Source organism: Paraburkholderia sp. (genome assembly GCF_035656215.1).
Taxonomy (GTDB): domain Bacteria; phylum Pseudomonadota; class Gammaproteobacteria; order Burkholderiales; family Burkholderiaceae; genus Paraburkholderia.
The window spans coordinates 1-17,967 of record NZ_DASRSY010000269.1 but is presented as its reverse complement, the minus strand read 5'-3'; the positions used below and the strand labels follow the sequence as shown (position 1 = coordinate 17,967).

General features: G+C 62.2%; 15 protein-coding genes. 9 read left to right on the top strand and 6 right to left on the bottom strand.

All coding sequences use genetic code 11. The annotated features are described in order from the left end of the window. Positions 1-8 precede the first annotated feature (8 nt). From VFE81_RS15090 to VFE81_RS15050, 9 genes are all read left to right on the top strand, one after another. Complete coding sequence (locus VFE81_RS15090; RefSeq protein ID WP_325045363.1) at positions 9-884, top strand: SDR family oxidoreductase; 876 nt, start codon at positions 9-11, stop codon at positions 882-884. 4 nt (positions 885-888) lie between these two features. Then, positions 889-2,187 carry an acyl-CoA dehydrogenase family protein gene (locus VFE81_RS15085; protein ID WP_325045362.1) on the top strand — a complete coding sequence of 433 codons (1,299 nt, stop codon included), beginning with the start codon at positions 889-891 and terminating at the stop codon, positions 2,185-2,187. Then, positions 2,187-3,383: an acyl-CoA dehydrogenase family protein gene (locus VFE81_RS15080; RefSeq protein WP_325045361.1), complete on the top strand. Its 1,197-nt coding sequence runs from the start codon at positions 2,187-2,189 to the stop codon at positions 3,381-3,383. The genes VFE81_RS15085 and VFE81_RS15080 overlap by 1 nt, the downstream gene beginning before the upstream one ends. Further along, entirely contained in the window at positions 3,380-4,183 is an 804-nt protein-coding gene (locus VFE81_RS15075) for an SDR family oxidoreductase (RefSeq protein ID WP_325045360.1), read from the top strand. Before VFE81_RS15080 ends, VFE81_RS15075 begins: the two co-directional genes overlap by 4 nt. A gap of 11 nt (positions 4,184-4,194) precedes the next feature. After that, positions 4,195-4,689: a MaoC family dehydratase gene (locus VFE81_RS15070; RefSeq protein WP_325045359.1), complete on the top strand. Its 495-nt coding sequence runs from the start codon at positions 4,195-4,197 to the stop codon at positions 4,687-4,689. 39 nt (positions 4,690-4,728) lie between these two features. Then, positions 4,729-5,934 (top strand): acetyl-CoA C-acyltransferase, encoded by a 1,206-nt coding sequence (locus tag VFE81_RS15065; protein WP_325045358.1) that lies wholly within the window; start codon positions 4,729-4,731, stop codon positions 5,932-5,934. Positions 5,935-6,105: 171 nt separating this feature from the next. After that, positions 6,106-7,128 carry a YCF48-related protein gene (locus VFE81_RS15060; RefSeq protein WP_325045357.1) on the top strand — a complete coding sequence of 341 codons (1,023 nt, stop codon included), beginning with the start codon at positions 6,106-6,108 and terminating at the stop codon, positions 7,126-7,128. 97 nt (positions 7,129-7,225) lie between these two features. Continuing rightward, positions 7,226-9,718 carry an efflux RND transporter permease subunit gene (locus VFE81_RS15055; RefSeq protein ID WP_325045356.1) on the top strand — a complete coding sequence of 831 codons (2,493 nt, stop codon included), beginning with the start codon at positions 7,226-7,228 and terminating at the stop codon, positions 9,716-9,718. Between the two features lie 154 nt (positions 9,719-9,872). Next, the gene (locus tag VFE81_RS15050) at positions 9,873-10,949 is read left to right on the top strand and encodes a Rieske 2Fe-2S domain-containing protein (RefSeq protein ID WP_325045355.1); all 1,077 of its coding nucleotides are present in this window, start codon (positions 9,873-9,875) and stop codon (positions 10,947-10,949) included. 159 nt (positions 10,950-11,108) lie between these two features. On the opposite strand, the gene VFE81_RS15045 is transcribed toward VFE81_RS15050, so the two are convergent. The 6 genes from VFE81_RS15045 to VFE81_RS15020 form a co-directional block, all read right to left on the bottom strand. After that, positions 11,109-11,969, bottom strand: coding sequence for a tyrosine-protein phosphatase (locus VFE81_RS15045; RefSeq protein WP_325045354.1), 861 nt, complete (start codon positions 11,967-11,969; stop codon positions 11,109-11,111). Positions 11,970-12,885: 916 nt separating this feature from the next. Continuing rightward, entirely contained in the window at positions 12,886-13,917 is a 1,032-nt protein-coding gene (gene dmpG / locus VFE81_RS15040) for a 4-hydroxy-2-oxovalerate aldolase (RefSeq protein WP_325045353.1), read from the bottom strand. 10 nt (positions 13,918-13,927) lie between these two features. Beyond that, entirely contained in the window at positions 13,928-14,827 is a 900-nt protein-coding gene (locus tag VFE81_RS15035; RefSeq protein WP_325045352.1) for an acetaldehyde dehydrogenase (acetylating), read from the bottom strand. A 34-nt stretch (positions 14,828-14,861) separates the two neighbouring features. Then, positions 14,862-15,644 carry a 2-oxopent-4-enoate hydratase gene (dmpE, locus tag VFE81_RS15030; protein WP_325045351.1) on the bottom strand — a complete coding sequence of 261 codons (783 nt, stop codon included), beginning with the start codon at positions 15,642-15,644 and terminating at the stop codon, positions 14,862-14,864. Between the two features lie 84 nt (positions 15,645-15,728). Beyond that, positions 15,729-17,120, bottom strand: a complete 1,392-nt coding sequence (locus VFE81_RS15025) for a DUF1329 domain-containing protein (protein ID WP_325045350.1) — start codon at positions 17,118-17,120, stop codon at positions 15,729-15,731. Between the two features lie 100 nt (positions 17,121-17,220). After that, positions 17,221-17,967, bottom strand: a 747-nt coding sequence (locus tag VFE81_RS15020; RefSeq protein WP_325045349.1) for a DUF1302 family protein, incomplete at its 5' end; no start/stop codon positions are given.

The following is a 17,967-nucleotide window of genomic DNA, read 5'->3' as shown; positions in this document are numbered from 1 at the left end:
GATCAAGCATGGGAATCTGCAACGACCGCACCGTGATCATCACCGGCGCGGGTGGAGGGTTGGGCCGCGAATATGCGCTGGCGTTTGCCGCAGAGGGGGCGGCGGTGGTGGTCAACGATATTCGTCAGGAGGCCGCGCAAGCTGTCTGCGACGAGATCGTGCGAGCCGGTGGCCGGGCATTGGCCAATGCCGACGACATTACGCGCATCGACACGGCGCAACGCATCATCGACGCCACGCACGAGGCGTTCGGCGAGATTCATGTGCTGGTGAACAATGCGGGCATCTGTCGTGACCGGATGTTCACCAGCATGACCGAAGCCGATTGGGATGACGTGATGCGGGTGCATCTGCGTGGGCATTTCTGTCTTGCGCAACTGCTGGCGCGCGAGTGGCGCGATGCGTCGAAGGCCGGGCGCGAGGTGGATGCGCGCATTGTCAATACGAGTTCGGGGGCCGGTCTGCAAGGGTCGATCGGCCAGGCGAACTATGGTGCGGCCAAGGCGGCAATCGCCGCGCTCACGTTGATGCAGGCCGCGGAGTTGCAACGTTACGGGGTACGAGTGAACGCGTTGGCTCCGGCGGCGCGTACGTCGATGACCGAAGGCGTGTTCGCCGAGATGATGCAAAAGCCCGCCGACGGCTTCGATTACTTCGATCCGGCCAACGTCGCGCCGCTGGTTGTCTGGCTCGGTAGCGCGCAATCGCGCGAGGTCAACGGGCAGGTGTTCGAAGCGGCGGGCGGCATGATCGCGGTCGCGGAAGGCTGGCACACAGGACCGCGCATCGACAATGGCGCGCGCTGGCATGTTGCTGACGTTGGCGGCGCGGTAGCGGCGCTGGTCGCGCAACGTAGGCCGGCGCAGCAAGTCTACGGAAGCTGATGCGATGAACCTCGCTCTCTCCGAAGAACAAACCATGATCCGCGATTCGGCGGCCGAGGTGCTGGCCGAGCGCAGCGCATCGGCGGCTGTGCGGCAGGCGATCGAACACCGCGCGGGCCGCGACGATGATCTGTGGCACACGCTCGCAGGCGAGCTCGGCTGGTGCGCGCTGATTGTGCCGGAAGCGGTGGGCGGCGCGGGCCTGGGCGCGATGGAACTGGTGTTGCTGATGGAGCAGATGGGGCGACGCCTTGCCTGTGTGCCTTACTTCAGTACGGTGTGCCTGGCGGCGATGGCGTTGGCGCAGTGCGAATCAGCGGCGGCGCGTGGATGGCTTTCGCGGATCGCGAGCGGCGAGGTGAGCGCGACGCTTGCGTTGCAAGCAGGGGCTGATTTCGATGGGCGCACAGCTTCGGCGTACGCAGTGACTGGCTCTCATACACCGGCGGTTTCGGTGTATGCGGAAGAGACGGCTGACGGCTACCGTCTGTCGGGCACTTTGGCACAGGTTTTCGATGGTGCGAGCGCCGATCTGTTGCTGGTGCCCGCTTTGATCGCGAACGAAGCGCAAACCATCGCGCTGTTCGAATTGAACTGCGCTGATCTTGGCGGCCTCACTCGCACGGCGCTCGTGACATTGGATATGACGCGTCCGTTGGCGCATATCGAGTTGAATGCGGTCGACGTGCCGCGTAACGCGCTGCTGGCGTATGGTCGCGAAGCGCAACGCGCGCTTTCAGTCACGGCGTGGTTTGCAACGCTGGCACTGGCCGCCGAACAGCTCGGTGGTGCGCAGCAATGCCTCGACCTCACGCTTGCCTATACGACAGAGCGCGTGCAATTCGGCCGTGCGATCGCGTCGTTTCAGGCGATCAAACATCGTTGCGCGCAGATGATGGTTGAAATCGAGGCGACTCGTTCGGCCGTGCTCGGCGCGGCGCAGGCTTGGGATCAAGCGCGAACTCTGGTGCCGGACCCAATGCGCTATCAGGCAGGCGGTTCGTTACCACCGGATGTGCTTGCCGATATCGCCACAGCAAAAGCCACCGCCAACGATGCGTTCCGCTTCTGCGCTCAGGAAGCGATCCAATTGCACGGCGGCGTTGGCTTCACCTGGGAATACGACCCTCAACTGTATTTCAAGCGCGCACAAGCTTGCAGCGCGCAATTCGGCACGACCGCGCAGATGCTGTCGTTCATCGCGGAGCAGGTGATCGACCGCGGGGAAGCTTTGAGCGCAGTGCGGCCTTTGCCGCTCAATCATGCCGATCACGCGCAAGCCGTCCTCGCGGGAGTGCTCTGATGAACAGCGAAACGCAACAGCAACACTTGCGCGTGGAAGTCGCCGACTGGATGAGCACGCACCTGAGCGGCGAGTTCGCCTGCCTGCAATACCGTGGTGGTCCTGGCGACGAAGAAGCGTACCCGGCGCTGCGCAAGAAATGGGAACGTGAACTGGCAAGCGGCGGCTGGACCGGTCTGGGCTGGTCCGCCGAACATGGCGGCCGGGCGATGTCCGTCGCAGAACAGGTGGTTTTTCACGAGGAATACGCACGCGCCGGTGGTCCAGGACGCATGGGTCATATCGGCGAAGGTTTGCTCGGGCCGACCTTGATCGCATGCGGTACTGAAGATCAACGCAAGCGTTTTCTGCCAGGCATCCTGAACGGTACGCAGTTCTGGTGCCAAGGCTATTCGGAGCCGGGTGCGGGTTCAGATCTCGCGAACGTCCGCGCGCGCGCGGTCCGCGACGAAAACGGCAATTGGCGCGTGCATGGCCAGAAAGTCTGGACGTCGCTCGCGCACGATTCCGACTGGATCTTTGTGATCGCGCGCACCGATCCGGAGTCGCGCGGCAATCGAGGATTGTCTTTCCTGTTGATGCCGCTCGATCAACCCGGCATCGAGATTCGCCCGATCAAACAATTGAACGGCGGCGCCGAATTCAATGAAGTGTTCTTCGACGGCGCGCTCGCTGCCGCTGAAGATCTGGTCGGTGCCCCTGGCGACGGTTGGCGCATCGCGATGACGCTGCTCGGCTTCGAGCGCGGCATGTCCACGCTCGGCCAGCAGATGCAGTTCATCCGTGAACTCGAATGGGTGGTCGACGCGGCGCATGAAACGGGCGTGGCAAATGACCCGCTGATTCGCCAGCGGATCGCGCGGGCGTGGGCCGGCTTGCGCGTGATGCGTTACAACGCGCTGCGCATGCTGGCCGGCGCCGGTGCCGATGAAAGCGCCAACACGTTGGGCCGCGAGGCACTGATCTACAAATACTACTGGTCGAACTGGCATCGCGAGCTCGGCCAACTGGCGATGGATGTGCTTGGCCTCAACGCCAATCTGATCGATAGCACCGACGCGAAACGTATCCGCCTGCAGGGCGTGTTTCTTTTCTCGCGCGCCGACACGATCTACGCCGGCACCAACGAAATCCAATTGAACATCATGGCCGAGCGCGGGCTCGGCATGCCGAGAGAACCCCGAGGAACGCTATGAACGAATCCCAGACGGTGCGGACCGCGCCTGCCTATGTGCCGGGCCATCAACTGCTGGCGGGTAAATCCGTGCTGATTACGGCGGCCGCCGGTGTCGGCATCGGTTTTGCCGCCGCCAAACGTTGCGCGGAAGAGGGCTGCCAGGCGCTCTTCATCTCTGACATCCACGAGAAGCGCCTCGCGCAGGCAGTCGAAACCTTGCGCGCCGAAACGGGTTTGCAGGCGATCTACGGGCGTTTGTGCAACGTCTCGGTGGAAGAGGATGTACGCGCGCTGGTCGCGGACGCTGAGGACAAGATGCAAGGCGTCGACGTGCTGATCAACAACGCGGGCCTCGGCGGCGCGCGTCGCATCGTCGAAATGGACGATGCCGAATGGTCGCGGGTGATCGACATTAGCCTCACTGGCACCTTCCGCATGACGCGCGCGATGTTGCCGCATATGCAGCAGCGAGGCCGTGGCGTGATCGTGAACAACGCGTCGGTGCTCGGCTGGCGGGCGCAGGCGGAACAGGCACATTACGCGGCGGCGAAGGCCGGCGTGATGGCGCTTACGCGCTGTGCCGCGCTCGAAGCGGCGCCGTACGGTGTGCGCATCAACGCGGTGGCACCGAGTATTGCACTGCACGATTTTCTGAAGAAGTCAGCTTCGGCCGATCTGCTCGATCAACTGGCGTCGCGTGAAGCATTCGGACGCGCCGCCGAAGTGTGGGAGGTGGCGAACGTGATGGTCTTTCTGGCAAGCGACTACGCGTCGTATATGACCGGTGAAGTGCTGTCGGTCAGTAGTCAGCACGCGTGATGGACCGCGTTATGACCAAAGTACGGGCTGAAGTGTGCTGCGACCCGCCGCTGGTTCGCGTGTTCGCTCATCCGGACGAGCTGGTTGCAGCGGTCGGCGAACGGCTCGGTGAAAGCACGTGGATGGAGGTCGAGCAGGCGCGCATCGCGTTGTTCGCGGATGCCACGCTCGATCATCAATGGGTTCATGTCGATGTTGAACGTGCGCAACACGGGCCGTTCGGCGGATGCATCGCACATGGCTTCCTGACGCTCTCGCTCGTCAATTTCTTTTTGCCGCAGATCGTACGTATCGACGGCGCGCGGCTCGGCGTCAACTACGGCTGCGACAAGATCCGCTTTCCCGCACCAGTGCGAGCCGGTGCGCGCATTCGCGGCGTCGGCCAGCTGCTGCGCGCCGAAGCGATCGAAGGCGGCGTGCAGGCCTGGATTCGCGTGACCGTGGAAATCGACGGTGAGACTAAACCCGGTTGCGTGGCCGACACCATCAGCCGCTACTACCTGTAGAAACCCGAAGAAAGCAGTAGAACCCGTAGAGGAATATTCATGAACGAAGCGGTCATCGTCTCGGTTGCACGCACACCGATCGGCAAAGCGTATCGCGGCGTGTTCAACGACACCGAAGCGCCCGCGCTCGGCGGCCACGTGGTGCGCGCCGCTGTCGAGCGCGCGCAACTCGACCCCGCCGATATCGACGACGTGCTGATGGGCTGCGCCGCGCAACAGGGCACCCAGGGCTACAACATCGGCCGGCTCTCGGCAGCTGCAGCGGGTTTGCCGGCTTCGGTGCCAGGCATGGCGATGGACCGGATGTGTTCGTCGGGCCTGATGACGATCGCGACGGCCGCACAACACATCCTGTGTGGCGACGCGCGGATCGTGGTGGCGGGTGGCGTCGAGTCGATCACGCTGACGCAGAACAAGCACAAGAATGCGTACCGGGCGCGCTCGGATGCGGTGCTCGCGCATCAGCCGGCCGCATACATGGCGATGATCGAAACGGCGGAAATCGTCTCGCGCCGTTACGGCATCTCGCGAGAGGCGCAGGACGAATACGCGCTGACGAGCCAGCAGCGCACTGCGGCGGCGCAGGCAGCGGGCCGCTTCGACGAAGAGATCGTGCCGTTCGAGGCACAGCGCGCGCTGTTCGACAAGGAAGGTAAGCCGGTTGGCAGCGAAAGCGTGCGTGCCACGCGCGACGAATGCAATCGTGCCGATACCAGCGCGGCCAGTCTGGCGGCACTGAAGCCGGTCTGGAGCGGCGGCGAAGCGGTCGCGCAGGGCGCGTTCATCACGGCCGGCAACGCGTCGCAACTGTCCGATGGTGCGGCAGCGGTGGTCGTGATGAGCGCAGCAGAGGCGAAGCAGCGCGGTTTGACGCCGCTCGGTATTTACCGCGGCATGGCGGTGGCGGGCTGTGATGCCGACGAGATGGGCATCGGTCCGGCGCTCGCGGTACCGAAACTGCTGGCACGTCATCGGTTGACGGTGAACGACATCGGCCTGTGGGAGATGAACGAGGCGTTCGCGTGTCAGGTCATTTACTGCCGCGATCAACTGCATATTCCGGCCGATCGTCTGAACGTGAACGGCGGCGCGATCTCGGTCGGTCATCCGTTCGGCATGTCCGGCACCCGCATGACGATGCACGGGCTGCTCGAAGCTCGGCGGCGCGGCGTGCGCTATGTCGTCGTGACGATGTGCGTCGGCGGCGGGATGGGCGCCGCGGCACTCTTCGAAACAGCGGCGTAGACCGCAGTCGGAGTTTTGCATGGGACCAGAGTAAGCGCTTTGCATGGGGTCGGAGTAGCGAGCTTTGCATGGGATCGAAGTAGCGAGCTTTGCATGGGATCGGAGTAGCGCGCTAAAGCGCGAACTCCGATCGACAGCTAAAGCGCGAACTCCGATCGACAGGAGACAAAAATGAAATCGACAATACCTGGTTTGCTGCTTTCGGCGGCGGTGCTGGGCGCGGCGCTGTTTGCGTTTTCGCCTCGTCCGGTGCCGGCTTTCGCGGCCACGACCATTCAGGCTGATCGCCTGCAGATCAATGGACTCGCCAGAGCAGGTACGCGCCTCGTCGCGGTGGGCGAGCGCGGCGTGATCCTCCTGAGCGACGATGCGGGCGCGTCCTGGCGGCGAGCCGCTGTGACGTCCGACGAAGCGTCGGCGCTTACGCAAGTGTTCTTCATCTCGCCGCGTATCGGCATTGCGGTTGGGCATGACGGCTGGATCGTGCGCACCGTCGATGGCGGCGCGCATTGGAGCGAAGTGCGCTTCGATCGCAAGCATTCGGACCCGCTGCTGTCCGTGTGGGGCAACGCCGATGGGTTGGTATTCGCCAGTGGCAGCTTCGGCCAGTTGTTCGTCTCGCACGACGCTGGCGCCACCTGGGCCCAACAGAAAACACCCGCCGACGATCGTCATCTGAATGCGATTACCGGCGATGCCAGCGGACGTTTGATGATCGCCGGCGAAACCGGCACGCTGCTGCGCTCAACCGACAACGGCGCGAGCTGGGAGAAGCGGCCCGTGCCCTATCAGGGCTCGCTATTCGGCGTGCTGAAGCTCGCTGATGGCGACTGGCTCGCGTACGGCATGCGTGGCAACGTGCTGCGCAGCACCGATCAGGGCGACACGTGGACACATATCGATAGCCGCGTCGGCACCTCGTACTTCGGCGCGGTGCAACTCGCCGACGGCGAACTGGTGCTGGTCGGCCAGGGCGGCGCGATCGTCACCTCGCGCGATAACGGACAGAGCTTCGCGGTACGCAAGGTGGGTGGCGTGCAGAGCCTCGCGGCCGTGGTCGACGCCGGGCATGGCGAGCTTGCACTGGGCGGAGAAGCGGGCGTGGCGCTGCTGCCTGTGTCGCCCGAAGTTCGGTCGCCGCTTGCGTCACCGCTCGGGTCACCGCTTGTGCCGCCTGGCGCGTCACCTTCCTGAACTCGCGGCTTCGTTCACCGAACTTTCATAGCGCGCTCGCCGGCCACTGTTTCGCCACGGCCGCCGCGCTTCCCGTTGTCTTGCCGTGAGACGCATCATGAACGCATCGTCCCGTCCTTCTTCGTCCCGCCTTTCACGTTTTGTCGAGCGTTGTGCCGACGCCATTATGCGGCACCGGCGCATCCTGTTGACGCTGTGTCTCGCGGTGACCGTCGCGCTGGGTTGTTCCGCAACGCGCCTGCGGCTCGATCCCGGGTTCAACAAGATGATCCCGATGCAGCACCCGTATATGCAGGTGTTCAACCGCTATGCGAGTGCCTTTCCGGGCGCGAATACGATTCTCGTGAGTTTGCGCTGGAAGGGGCACGGCGACATCTACAACCAGGCGTTCATGGACGACCTGCGTCACGCGACCGATGACGTGTTCTTCATTCCCGGCGTGAACCGCTCGCGCGTTTTCTCGCTGTTCACACCGAACGTGCGCTATACGGAGGTCACCGAAGCAGGCTTTCGCGGCGATGTCGTGGTGCCCGGCCAGTTCAGCAGCGCGAATCCCGACGACCTCGCGAAAGTGCGCCGCAACGTGGCGCGTTCCGGCCAGATCGGCAGGCTGGTCGGCAACGACCTGCATTCCGCGCTGATCCGCGCGGAGTTGCGCGAGACGGACCCCGTCACCGGCAAGCATCTGGATTACAGCGCGGTGGCGCGGCAACTTGAACAGATCCGCGCGCGCTATTCGAATCAGGATGTCGAGGTCGACATCATCGGCTTTGCAAAACTGGTGGGGGATGTGGAGGCGGGGATCAGCGGCGTGATCGGCTTTTTCGCGCTCGCGTTTCTAATCACCGCTGCGTTGCTGTTTGCGTACACGCGCTCGGCCAAGACCACGGTGCTCGCGCTGTTTGTCGCCTTGCTGCCGGTGGTCTGGTTGCTCGGCGCGTTGCCGGTGCTAGGCCTCGGTATCGATCCGATGTCGATCCTCGTTCCGTTCCTGATCTTCTCGATCGGTGTCTCGCATGCCGTGCAGATGACGAATGCGTGGAAGCAGGCGCTGGTCGCCGGCATGTCCTCGACCGATGCGGCACGCGATGCGTTTCGCAAGCTGTTCGTGCCGGGCACGGTTGCCTTGCTGACGAATGCGCTCGGCTTCATGGTAATCATGCGCATCCAGATCGAAATCGTGCGTGAGCTGGGTGTCACGGCGTGCCTCAGCGTGCTGCTGATGATCGTCACCAACAAGGTGTTTTTGCCGATTCTGCTGTCGTACACGCGGTTGGAAGCAGGGACGCTCGCGCGTGCGCAAAGCCGTGCGGCGCAAGGCGGCAGCCGCTTGTGGACACGCTTCGCGATGTTCGCGCGGCCCGTGCCGGCGCTCGGCGTGTTCGTGGTCGCGCTGCTGTTGCTCGCGTTCGGCGCGAAAGAGTCGCGCAATCTGCAGATTGGCGACATCGGCACGGGCGCGCCCGAGTTGCGCAGCACGTCGCGTTACAACCTCGATAACGCGCGAATCACGAGCCAGTACAACATCGGCGTCGATGCGCTCGCGGTGATCGTCGAAACAACCGGCTTCGACGATGCCTGCCTGCATTACCCGGTAATGAGCGCGGTCGAACGCTTCGAGATGGAAATGCGCGGGGTGGCGGGCGTGCAGTCGGTGGTGAGTGTGCCATCGCTGGCAAAGATATCGATTGCTGCCTTCAACGAAGGCAATCCGCGTTGGGGCGCGCTGCCGCGTTCGAGCGATGGTCTCACGCAGGGCGCGAGCGCGTTCGATCCGGACAATGGCATGAACACCGAGAACTGTCAGGCGATTCAGGTGTTGATCTACACCACCGATCACGAGGGCAAGACGATCGCGCACATCGTCGACGAAATCAAACGACTGGCGGCGGAAGATCACACGCCGAATATTGCGTTCCGGCTCGCAGGCGGCAATGTCGGGGTGATGGCGGCGACCAACGAAGCGGTCGGCGACGCCGAGGTCGCGATGCTGCTGTCGATTTTCGGCGCGATCGCGTTGCTGTGCTTCGTGACCTTCCGTTCGTGGCGCGCGGTGTTGTGCATCGTCGTGCCGCTGACGGTGGTGTCGATTTTGTGCAACGCGGTGATGGCGTGGCTCGGCATCGGCCTGAAGGTTGCCACCTTGCCGGTGATTACGCTGGGCGTGGGGGTAGGGGTCGATTACGGCATCTACCTATACGAACGGCTGCAGCATGAGGTGCGCGGGGGCGCGACCTTGCCCGATGCGTTCGCGGCGGCGATGCGTCAACGCGGCACCGCGGCCTTGTTTACCGCGGTGACGATGTTCATCGGCGTGGGGACGTGGGCATTCTCCGCGCTCAAGTTCCAGGTGGATATGGGTGTACTGCTCGCCTTCATGTTCCTCGTCAATCTGTTCGGCGCAGTGTTTCTGTTGCCCGCGATGGCGGCATGGCTCGGCGTCGAGCGGGCGGAGCGGCGTGCGGGTGAAGCTGTTGTTGGGCGGAGCGTGGCTTTGACGAGCCGGCCAAATGCAGCTGTGCGCGGCACTGCAGCGGCTCCCGACGAAGTCGAACCGGCTGCGCTCGAGCATGGCAATCCGGGGCGCTAACGGGTAGCTGAAGTCCCTAGTCCGTCGGGACGATGAAGGCGGTGCGCGCCACGTCTATCGTCAGGCGTGAGCGCGAAGGTCTGCGCGCTTCGAAAGAACACTGATGACGGCGGCTAGTCCGAAGCGCCGCCTTTTCCATTGGAGGAGATAAGAGATGTCCGCACGTCCGTACAAAATTGAATCGCAGCCGCTGGTGCAGCGTTACGCCCGCGGCTGGCATTGCCTCGGTCTCGCTAGCGAATACAAGGACGGCAAGCCGCACACGCTGAACATGTTCGGCCAGCGCCTTGCAGCGTTCATGGATTCGCAGGGGCGCGTGAACGTAGTGGATGGCTTTTGCCCGCATATGGGCGGCGATCTGAGCGCCGGTCGCGTGGATGGCGATACGCTGGTGTGTCCGTTTCACGGCTGGCAATGGGACGGTGAGGGCAATTGCCAGTCGATCCCATACTGCAAGCGGGTCCCGCCGAAAGCCAAAATTGGCACGTGGCAGACTTGCGAGCAGAATCAATTGCTGTTCATCTGGCACGATCCCGAGGGCAATCCGCCGTCCGAAGAAGTGACCATTCCCCGTATCGACGCGTGTTTTTCCGACGAATGGTCGGATTGGGTCGTCGACAGAATGTTGATCGGCACCAACTGCCGCGAGCTGGTCGACAACATCTCGGACATGGCGCACTTTGGGACCGTGCACGGCGCGCCGATCGATTACTTCGCGAATCTGTTCGAAGGACACAAGGCCACGCAACTGCTGGTTGGCCGCAGCGAACGCCTTGGCGACGACGAGTTGATCGCGCTGTCCACTTACTTCGGCCCGGCGTATCACATCACCGAAATGACGGGGCAGAGCGGCGGCCATCCGATTCATTCGATTCTGTTGAACTGCCATGTGCCGACGGACATGAACAGTTTCGAGCTGCGTTACGGCGTGATGGTGAAGAAGGTGCCGGGCTTATCGGACGAACAGAACATGGAGATTGCGCGCGCGTATTCGACGCAGGCGCAGGCCGCGTTTTATGAGGACGTGGCGATCTGGGACACGAAGACGCGGATCGACAATCCGCTCCTGTGCGAAGGCGACGGACCGCTGTATCAGATGCGCGACTGGTACTCGCAGTTTTACGTCGACATGGCGGATGTGCGGCCTTCGAGTACGGCGAGAAAGGTTGTGGAGATCAAGATGCGCGAGGGCGGGGCGCCGCCACCGCTGCGGCACGTGTTCGAAGGGTAACGAAACGAAGCAGGGGCGGTGCATGGACCACCCTCAGCCTGCCGGGCAACCCCACGTTTTTCGGAGCGTGGGGTTTTGTTCTTCAGGTAAGGCGAATCGTGCCGTGGCGCGCGCCGCGCTGTGCGAGGGAGACCAGAAGTGCGGCGGCCTTTTATGGGCTCAGGGATTCGTTGCGACGGACGGTGCTGCCTCGAGATAGTTCTGGCGAATCTTCTCGGTATTCACATGGAGGACGTCGACGAGGTAGTGCTGCATGCCGCCGTATTGCTGATCGATGACTTCCATTGCCGCGCCGATGTAGTCGGGATCGACGGCTAGCAGCGGGGCCAGCACGTCGGGCGCGACGCCAATCTTTTGCAACTGCGCGGTTGCTTGCGCGTTACCTGTCGCGTTATAGCGGTTCGATTCCAGGTAGTTGGCAATCACGGTTGCACGATCGACGCCTAGCGCGGACAGCAGCAGGACTGTGGCGAACCCTGTGCGGTCCTTACCTGCGGTGCAGTGATAGAGGATGGTCTTGTCGTCTTCTGCCAGTTTCAGAAAGCGGCCGAATTGCGGCTGGTAGTCGCGGGGAAATTGCCTGTAAAGCGAGATCATGAATTGATGCATCTGCGCCGGCGTGGAGCGCTTGAGTAATGGGATGATCGCTTCGGGCGAGAGGTTTCCGGCTAGCACCGGATCGGCTTGCCAGGGGAATTGGGTGGCGAAGGCCTGTTCGGCAGGTTTCTTTTCGCTTGCCGCGCGGAAGTCCAGCACGACGTCCAGGTGCATTGCCTTGAGTTTTGTGATGTCGGCTGGTGTGGCGAAGGCTGGGTTGCCACTTCGGTACAGGCGGCCGGGCTGGATTTGCCGGCCATCCCGGGTTGTTAGGCCCGCCAGGTCGCGGGTGTTCTGGATTTTTTCCATCTGGATGTAGGTGTCGGTTTGTTTGCCTTCGGCGGTGGGTTGGGGTGTTGCTGTTATGGCTATTGATGATAGTAGGGCAGCTAGTGCTGCGGGTTTGTATGGGATGTGTTTCATGGTTGTGTTTTGATGTTTTTGGTTAAGGGAATTTTGCCTGTGAGGCGCTTTGTCTGGTTGCCTATGGCGTTGGCCTTTCCTTGTTTTGTTATTGGTTTATTAGCGTCGCCCCTGTGCGGGGCTGGCACCTACTTTTCTTTGCCTGCCGCAAAGAAAAGTAGGCAAAAGAAAGCGGCTCACACCGCTAATTCTTAAGCGGGTCCCCCGCACAGTTGCGGTAGTGGTGCATCTGGAATCTGTGTTTTCGCACATTCGACGTGAGTGACAAGGGCGTCATACTTCCGGCGGCGCTGCGCGCGCCGAAGCGTACTTCCTGGGCCCGTCTGCTTGTTTTCGCGTCAGCCACCCATCCGGCGCAATGGTTCACCGTCTCGCCACGCGCTACAAGGCATCGACGCTTCACTCGAAGCTCTAGTTCGCACCACCACGTACTTGCGCATCTCATGGGCAGGTGACCGGACACTGCGGCGCGCCGAGGCGAGGCCAGTGGCTTCCACCGCCCGCAAATGAAGCCCTTGGTCTCATGCAATTCAGTCATCGCCGAGGCGAAGCCGATGACCCCCAACCATGCCCAAACGAAGCCCCTGGTTTCTGATGAGCCCTTCCGGCGAGCACGTAGTGCGGGGCGGGAAGCATGACTGCCTTGTCACCAGGGCGGAATGTGCGGGAACACAGATTCCAGATGTACCACTGTCCCCTCCAAGCCAGGGGACCCGCTTAAGAACTAGCGGTTTGAGCCGCTTTCTCTTGCTTACTTCTCTTTGCGGCGGCAAAGAGAAGTAAGTGCCTGCCCCGCACAGGGGCGAACGCCAATAAACCAATAAGAATTCAAGGAAAGGCCAAAAATACCAGATCAAGGAAAAGCCAACGCCATAGGCAAACAGACAACAAGCGCCGCGCAGGCAAAAAACCCTATTTACACCAAACCCCCCCTCTCCCGAGCAAGCGTCAACGCCGTATCCTCAATCATGTCCTCCTGCCCACCGACAAGCCGCTGCCTCCCCATCTCGACAAGAATATCCCGCGCCGGAACCCGATACTTCGCCTCAGCTCGCTTGGCAAACAGCAAAAACGACGAATAAACACCAACATACCCAAGCGTCAACGCATCGCGATCAATCCGGATCGGTGCATCCATAATCGGCAACACAAGGTCCTCGGCAACGTCCGAAATCCCGAAGACATCAACACCAGTCTCAATTCCCATCCGTTCGCACACGGCGATAAAAACTTCCATCGGGGTATTTCCCGCACCGGCACCAAGCCCCGCAGCAGCGGCATCAATACGATTGGCCCCAGCAGCAATAGCCGCAATCGAATTGGCGACGCCCATTGCAAGATTGTGATGCCCGTGAAAACCCAGCTCCGTTTCTGGCTTCAACGCAGCGCGAACGAGACCAATGCGCGCGGTCACATCGTCGGGCAGCATATAACCGGCCGAGTCGGTGATATAGATGCAATTCGCACCATACGATTCCATCAGCTTCGCCTGGCTGACCAGTTGCTCCGGCGGCGACATGTGCGCCATCATCAGAAAGCCAACCGTATCCATGTCCAGCTTGCGCGCGAGACCAATGTGCTGCTCGGACACATCGGCTTCGGTGCAGTGCGTGGCCACGCGAATCGTATGCACGCCGAGCTCGTGCGCCATGCGCAAATGCTCGACCGTGCCGATGCCCGGCAGCAACAGGGCAGAGACCTTGGCCTGCTTCACTTCGGCAATCACGGCGCTCAGATAGGCTTCGTCGGTATGCGCCGGAAAGCCATAATTGACCGACGCACCGCCCAGGCCGTCGCCGTGGGTCACTTCGATCAAGGGCACGCCGGCAGCGTCGAGTCCGCGCGCAATCGAACACATCTGGTCGAGTGAAATCTGATGACGCTTGGGATGCATGCCGTCACGCAACGTCATGTCGTGCACGGTAATACGGGTTCCTGCTAAAGACATAGTCGGCTCCTCACGCGGTGGCGGGCGATGCGGCAAGCATCTGTTGGGCAAACAGCTCGGCGGTGCGCGCGGCGGCTGCGGTCATGATGTCGAGATTGCCGGCGTATTTCGGCAGATAGTCGCCGAGGCCTTCGACTTCCATGAACACGGACACGCGGCGGCCATCGAACACCGGACCGTTTTTCAACGTATACCCAGGCACGTATTGGCGCACTTCGTCGATCATGGCGTGAACCGAGGCCGTAATCGCTTCGATGTCCGGATCGGTTTCGGTCAGGCAATGGATCGTGTCGCGCATGATCAACGGCGGCTCGGCCGGATTGATCACGATGATTGCCTTACCTACCGCAGCCTCGCCGATCTGTTCGATCGCGCGTGACGTGGTGCGCGTGAATTCGTCGATGTTCTTGCGCGTGCCGGGACCCACCGAGCGTGACGACACGGTCGCGACGATTTCGCCGTATACCACGCGCTGAACGCGCGACACCGCGTACACCATTGGGATGGTGGCCTGGCCGCCGCACGTGACCATGTTGACGTTCATGGCCTGCTGGTCGATCTGCGCAGCAAGGTTGACGGGCGGCACGCAGAACGGGCCAATCGCGGCGGGCGTCAGGTCGATCACGCGCACGCCGCGTGCGGTCAGTTTGTCGGAATGCTCGCGGTGCACGTACGCGGAGGTGGCGTCGAAGGCGATGCGGATATCGTCGGCGGCCAGATGCGGCAGCAAGCCGTCAATGCCGTCAGCGGTCGTCTTCAGTCCCATTTCGCGGGCGCGCGCGAGGCCGTCGGAGTCCGGGTCGACGCCGACCATCCATACGGGTTCGAGCACCGCGCTTCGGCGCAGTTTGTACAGCAGATCGGTGCCGATATTGCCGGGCCCGATCAACGCGCATTTGATCTTGCTCATTCAATGCATCCTCAAGGAAAAGACAGTCAAACGGTCAGATGAAGCGCACGGAACAACTGCCGATGCCTTCAATCCGCATGTGCAACTGGTCGCCGCAAGTGACGGGAATCAATGCCGCCAGCGAACCCGACAACACGACTTCTCCGGCGAGCAACGGCACGCCGAGTTCGCCCAGCGTGTTCGCGAGCCATGCGACTGCATCGGCCGGGTGACCCAGCGCGGCAGCGCCGAGCCCTTCCGCTACGCGCGTGCCGTTCTTGTCGAGCGTCATGCGGCAAGCGGCGAGATTGAGCGCGTGGGGTGCGACGCGTTCATCGCCAAGCACGTAGACGCCGCAGGACGCGTTGTCGGCCACCGTGTCGCCAATGCGGATCGCCCAATCGCGGATGCGCGAATCGACGATCTCGAAGCACGCGCCGACCGCTTCGGTCGCGGCAAGCACGGCGTCTCGGGTGATGCCCGGGCCGCGCAAATCGTGCTTCAGATAGAACGCAATTTCGCCTTCCGCGCGTGGCGCGATCAGCTTCGCGATCGGGATGTCCTCGCCGGCGACGTAGTGCATGCCGGAAAGCAATACACCGAAATCGGGTTGGCGTACGTCGAGCATGTCCTGCACAGCCTGGCTCGTCACGCCGATCTTCTTGCCGACGATGGTTTCACCCGCTTCGATGCGGCGTGCGACGAAGCGCTGCTGCACGCGGTAAGCGTCGGCGAGCGACAAACCGCCGGCGCGCGCCGAGAACGGTGCAATCGGCGCGCATTCGCGCCATGCGTGATAAAGCTCGTCGCCGAGTGTGGCGTGAAGTGTCGAGGTCATGGCGAGCGAAAATAGAAAGGGAAAAGCGCCGGGGCAGAGCCTGAACTCGTCCCCGGTTTCGGCTCTAACAGAGGCGCAACAGAATCAATTACCTGCGCCGCGAATCGCATCAGGTGAGAAAAACGCTTCGGTCATTTGCGGGCCACGTGTGAGCACCGGCATCGGCTCCTGATTCGCCAGACGGTCCGCGTAATAGGCGCCCGAGATCAGGTCGTGATAGAACACGGCGGTCGAGTAGACCGACTTGGCGTCGTACGCATACAGCGTCGGGGCGAGGTTGGTGCGCCACAACGTGCCGCGGGCGTCGTAGTTATCGGCGGCGACTGCGTCCCACGTGTCTTCGTCGAGATACAGCACCCGTTTCGCGTATTGGTGGCGATAGCCGGACTTGAGCGTGGCCTGCAACACCCACACGCGATGCAGTTCGAAGCGCATGTACTGCGTGTTCTCATGGCCCTTGGTCAGCAGATCGGTGTATTTGATCGATGGGTCCATCAGCTTGTAGTTGTTGTACGGCACATACACTTCGCGTTTGCCGATGATCTTCCAGTCGTAACGTTCGCCTGAACCGTTGAAGAGGCGATCATCGTCGACGGTGCGAAAGCCACCCGGTCCTTCGGGCTGATCGAAGCCGAACTCGGGCGCCTGGCGCACGCGGCGCGTGCCCGGGTTATACGACCAGGTGCGGCGGGTGTCGGAGCCTTCCTGATCCCACATCTCATAGCCGGTGATAATCGTACCTCGATCGGAGAGCGGCAGCATGGTGGTCTGACGGAAGAAGCTCTTTGCGTTCAGTGCGTTCTTCGGATCGAAATGGTCTGCGCTGCGCGGCCCGTAAATCGCGTATTGCACCTTGCCCCACGCGATATTGCCGTCCGGGTAGACCACGGCCTGGTCGTAGGTCGCGGTTTCGCCTTCGATCCCGGATGCGAAGCGTAGATTCCACATTGCCTCGACACCGTTCTTCGGCACCGGGAACGGTGTGATCGGCGGGAAATCCTTCAGGCCGTTCTGGTCTTTCGTCATCGTGGTGTTCGGCGCGTACAGGCGGATGTCCTTGTACACAGCGTCGCCATAGCCGAAATCGCGGTGGCTCGGATAGACGGGAATCTTGAAGCTGTCCGGATACTTCTTGAGCAGGGCCTTCTCGCCGTCGGTGAGACGCGCTTCGTATTGCTGCATATTCTGCGCGGTGATCACGAAAAGCGGTTTCTCGTTCGCATACGGATCGGGGAAGCGCTGGCCCGGCTTGTAGTCGACGCCCGGCGGTGTGCCGAACCATTTGCCGCTCCATGCGGGGATCGTGCCGTCGGCGTTGCCCGCGCGCTCGGCGCCCATTGGCGTGAGCGGGCCTTCGAGTTTGGCGAGATCTTCCGGGCTGGTTTTGGCGAACGATGGGGCGCCTGGTGCGGCGGCGAACGCGGCAGCTGCCGCGAACACGCAGACACGCAATACGGGATTGAAAATTCGACTCATGACCAAATCCTCTTGCAGTAAAAAGACGGCTGATTCAAAGGGCGATGCATGTTGCAAAGCGCCTGAAACACAAAGCGCTCAAAGAGTTCGGCACGCAGCATCAGAACGAGTAAGTCGCGGTGGCGAGCACGTAGTCGCGATCGGCGAGCGGACGATTGGTCGGGTCCGGCCGGCCGAGGAATTTCGCGTAGACGAGGGCGAGTTTCAGGTTGCTCAGACGCGTGAAGTTCACGCCGACGGTGACGCGGTGGTCGCCCACGCCGGTCATCGAACCGAGCGCGCCGGCAAGCGCCGACTTACCCGTGAAATCGTCGGCGTAGGTGATCGGCACGTCGACGTCCCAGCCGTTGAAGACGTTCTTGTAGCTGAGCGTCCATGCCACTTCGAAGGCGGCGGAATTGCGCGTGTTGGCGATCGTCGACGAGCCGAGCAGCGGCGTGATGTTGCCGGCGTGCACATACGAGACTTCACCGACCAGGGTTTGCGACGCGGCGAGGAACGTCGGTCCGATCGAATAGATCGCGGAGAGATTCGACTGCCAGACGTCGCCACGTGTCGATTGCGCACCGGCAGGGGTGTTCACCAGCACGGCGGCGCCTTGCCGATAGGACGTTTCGCCGGCCACGTTCACGCCGTTCAGGTCGGTTGAGAAACTCAGGCCGGTGAGTTTGATGTTGTCGAAGTACTTCTGCTGGTACTGCAGCGTGGGGAAGTAAGTCGTCACGACACTCGGATTCATGTCGTTGTAGTGCAGGTAGTACGCGCCGATTTCGGTGTCGCCGAATACGCGCCAGCGTGCGCCGAGACCCCATTGACCGCTGTTGCCCGGGCGAATGTCGGGACCGCG

What these genes read in the sequence shown, in the direction of transcription:
- dmpE (WP_325045351.1), bottom strand. Translation starts at nt 15,644, where the DNA reads ATGACCTCGACACTTCACGCCACACTCGGCGACGAGCTTTATCACGCA.
- dmpG (WP_325045353.1), bottom strand. Translation starts at nt 13,917, where the DNA reads ATGTCTTTAGCAGGAACCCGTATTACCGTGCACGACATGACGTTGCGT.
- VFE81_RS15035 (WP_325045352.1), bottom strand. Translation starts at nt 14,827, where the DNA reads ATGAGCAAGATCAAATGCGCGTTGATCGGGCCCGGCAATATCGGCACC.
- VFE81_RS15045 (WP_325045354.1), bottom strand. Translation starts at nt 11,969, where the DNA reads ATGAAACACATCCCATACAAACCCGCAGCACTAGCTGCCCTACTATCA.
- VFE81_RS15085 (WP_325045362.1), top strand. Translation starts at nt 889, where the DNA reads ATGAACCTCGCTCTCTCCGAAGAACAAACCATGATCCGCGATTCGGCG.
- VFE81_RS15075 (WP_325045360.1), top strand. Translation starts at nt 3,380, where the DNA reads ATGAACGAATCCCAGACGGTGCGGACCGCGCCTGCCTATGTGCCGGGC.
- VFE81_RS15060 (WP_325045357.1), top strand. Translation starts at nt 6,106, where the DNA reads ATGAAATCGACAATACCTGGTTTGCTGCTTTCGGCGGCGGTGCTGGGC.
- VFE81_RS15055 (WP_325045356.1), top strand. Translation starts at nt 7,226, where the DNA reads ATGAACGCATCGTCCCGTCCTTCTTCGTCCCGCCTTTCACGTTTTGTC.
- VFE81_RS15025 (WP_325045350.1), bottom strand. Translation starts at nt 17,120, where the DNA reads ATGAGTCGAATTTTCAATCCCGTATTGCGTGTCTGCGTGTTCGCGGCA.
- VFE81_RS15090 (WP_325045363.1), top strand. Translation starts at nt 9, where the DNA reads ATGGGAATCTGCAACGACCGCACCGTGATCATCACCGGCGCGGGTGGA.
- VFE81_RS15080 (WP_325045361.1), top strand. Translation starts at nt 2,187, where the DNA reads ATGAACAGCGAAACGCAACAGCAACACTTGCGCGTGGAAGTCGCCGAC.
- VFE81_RS15050 (WP_325045355.1), top strand. Translation starts at nt 9,873, where the DNA reads ATGTCCGCACGTCCGTACAAAATTGAATCGCAGCCGCTGGTGCAGCGT.
- VFE81_RS15070 (WP_325045359.1), top strand. Translation starts at nt 4,195, where the DNA reads ATGACCAAAGTACGGGCTGAAGTGTGCTGCGACCCGCCGCTGGTTCGC.
- VFE81_RS15065 (WP_325045358.1), top strand. Translation starts at nt 4,729, where the DNA reads ATGAACGAAGCGGTCATCGTCTCGGTTGCACGCACACCGATCGGCAAA.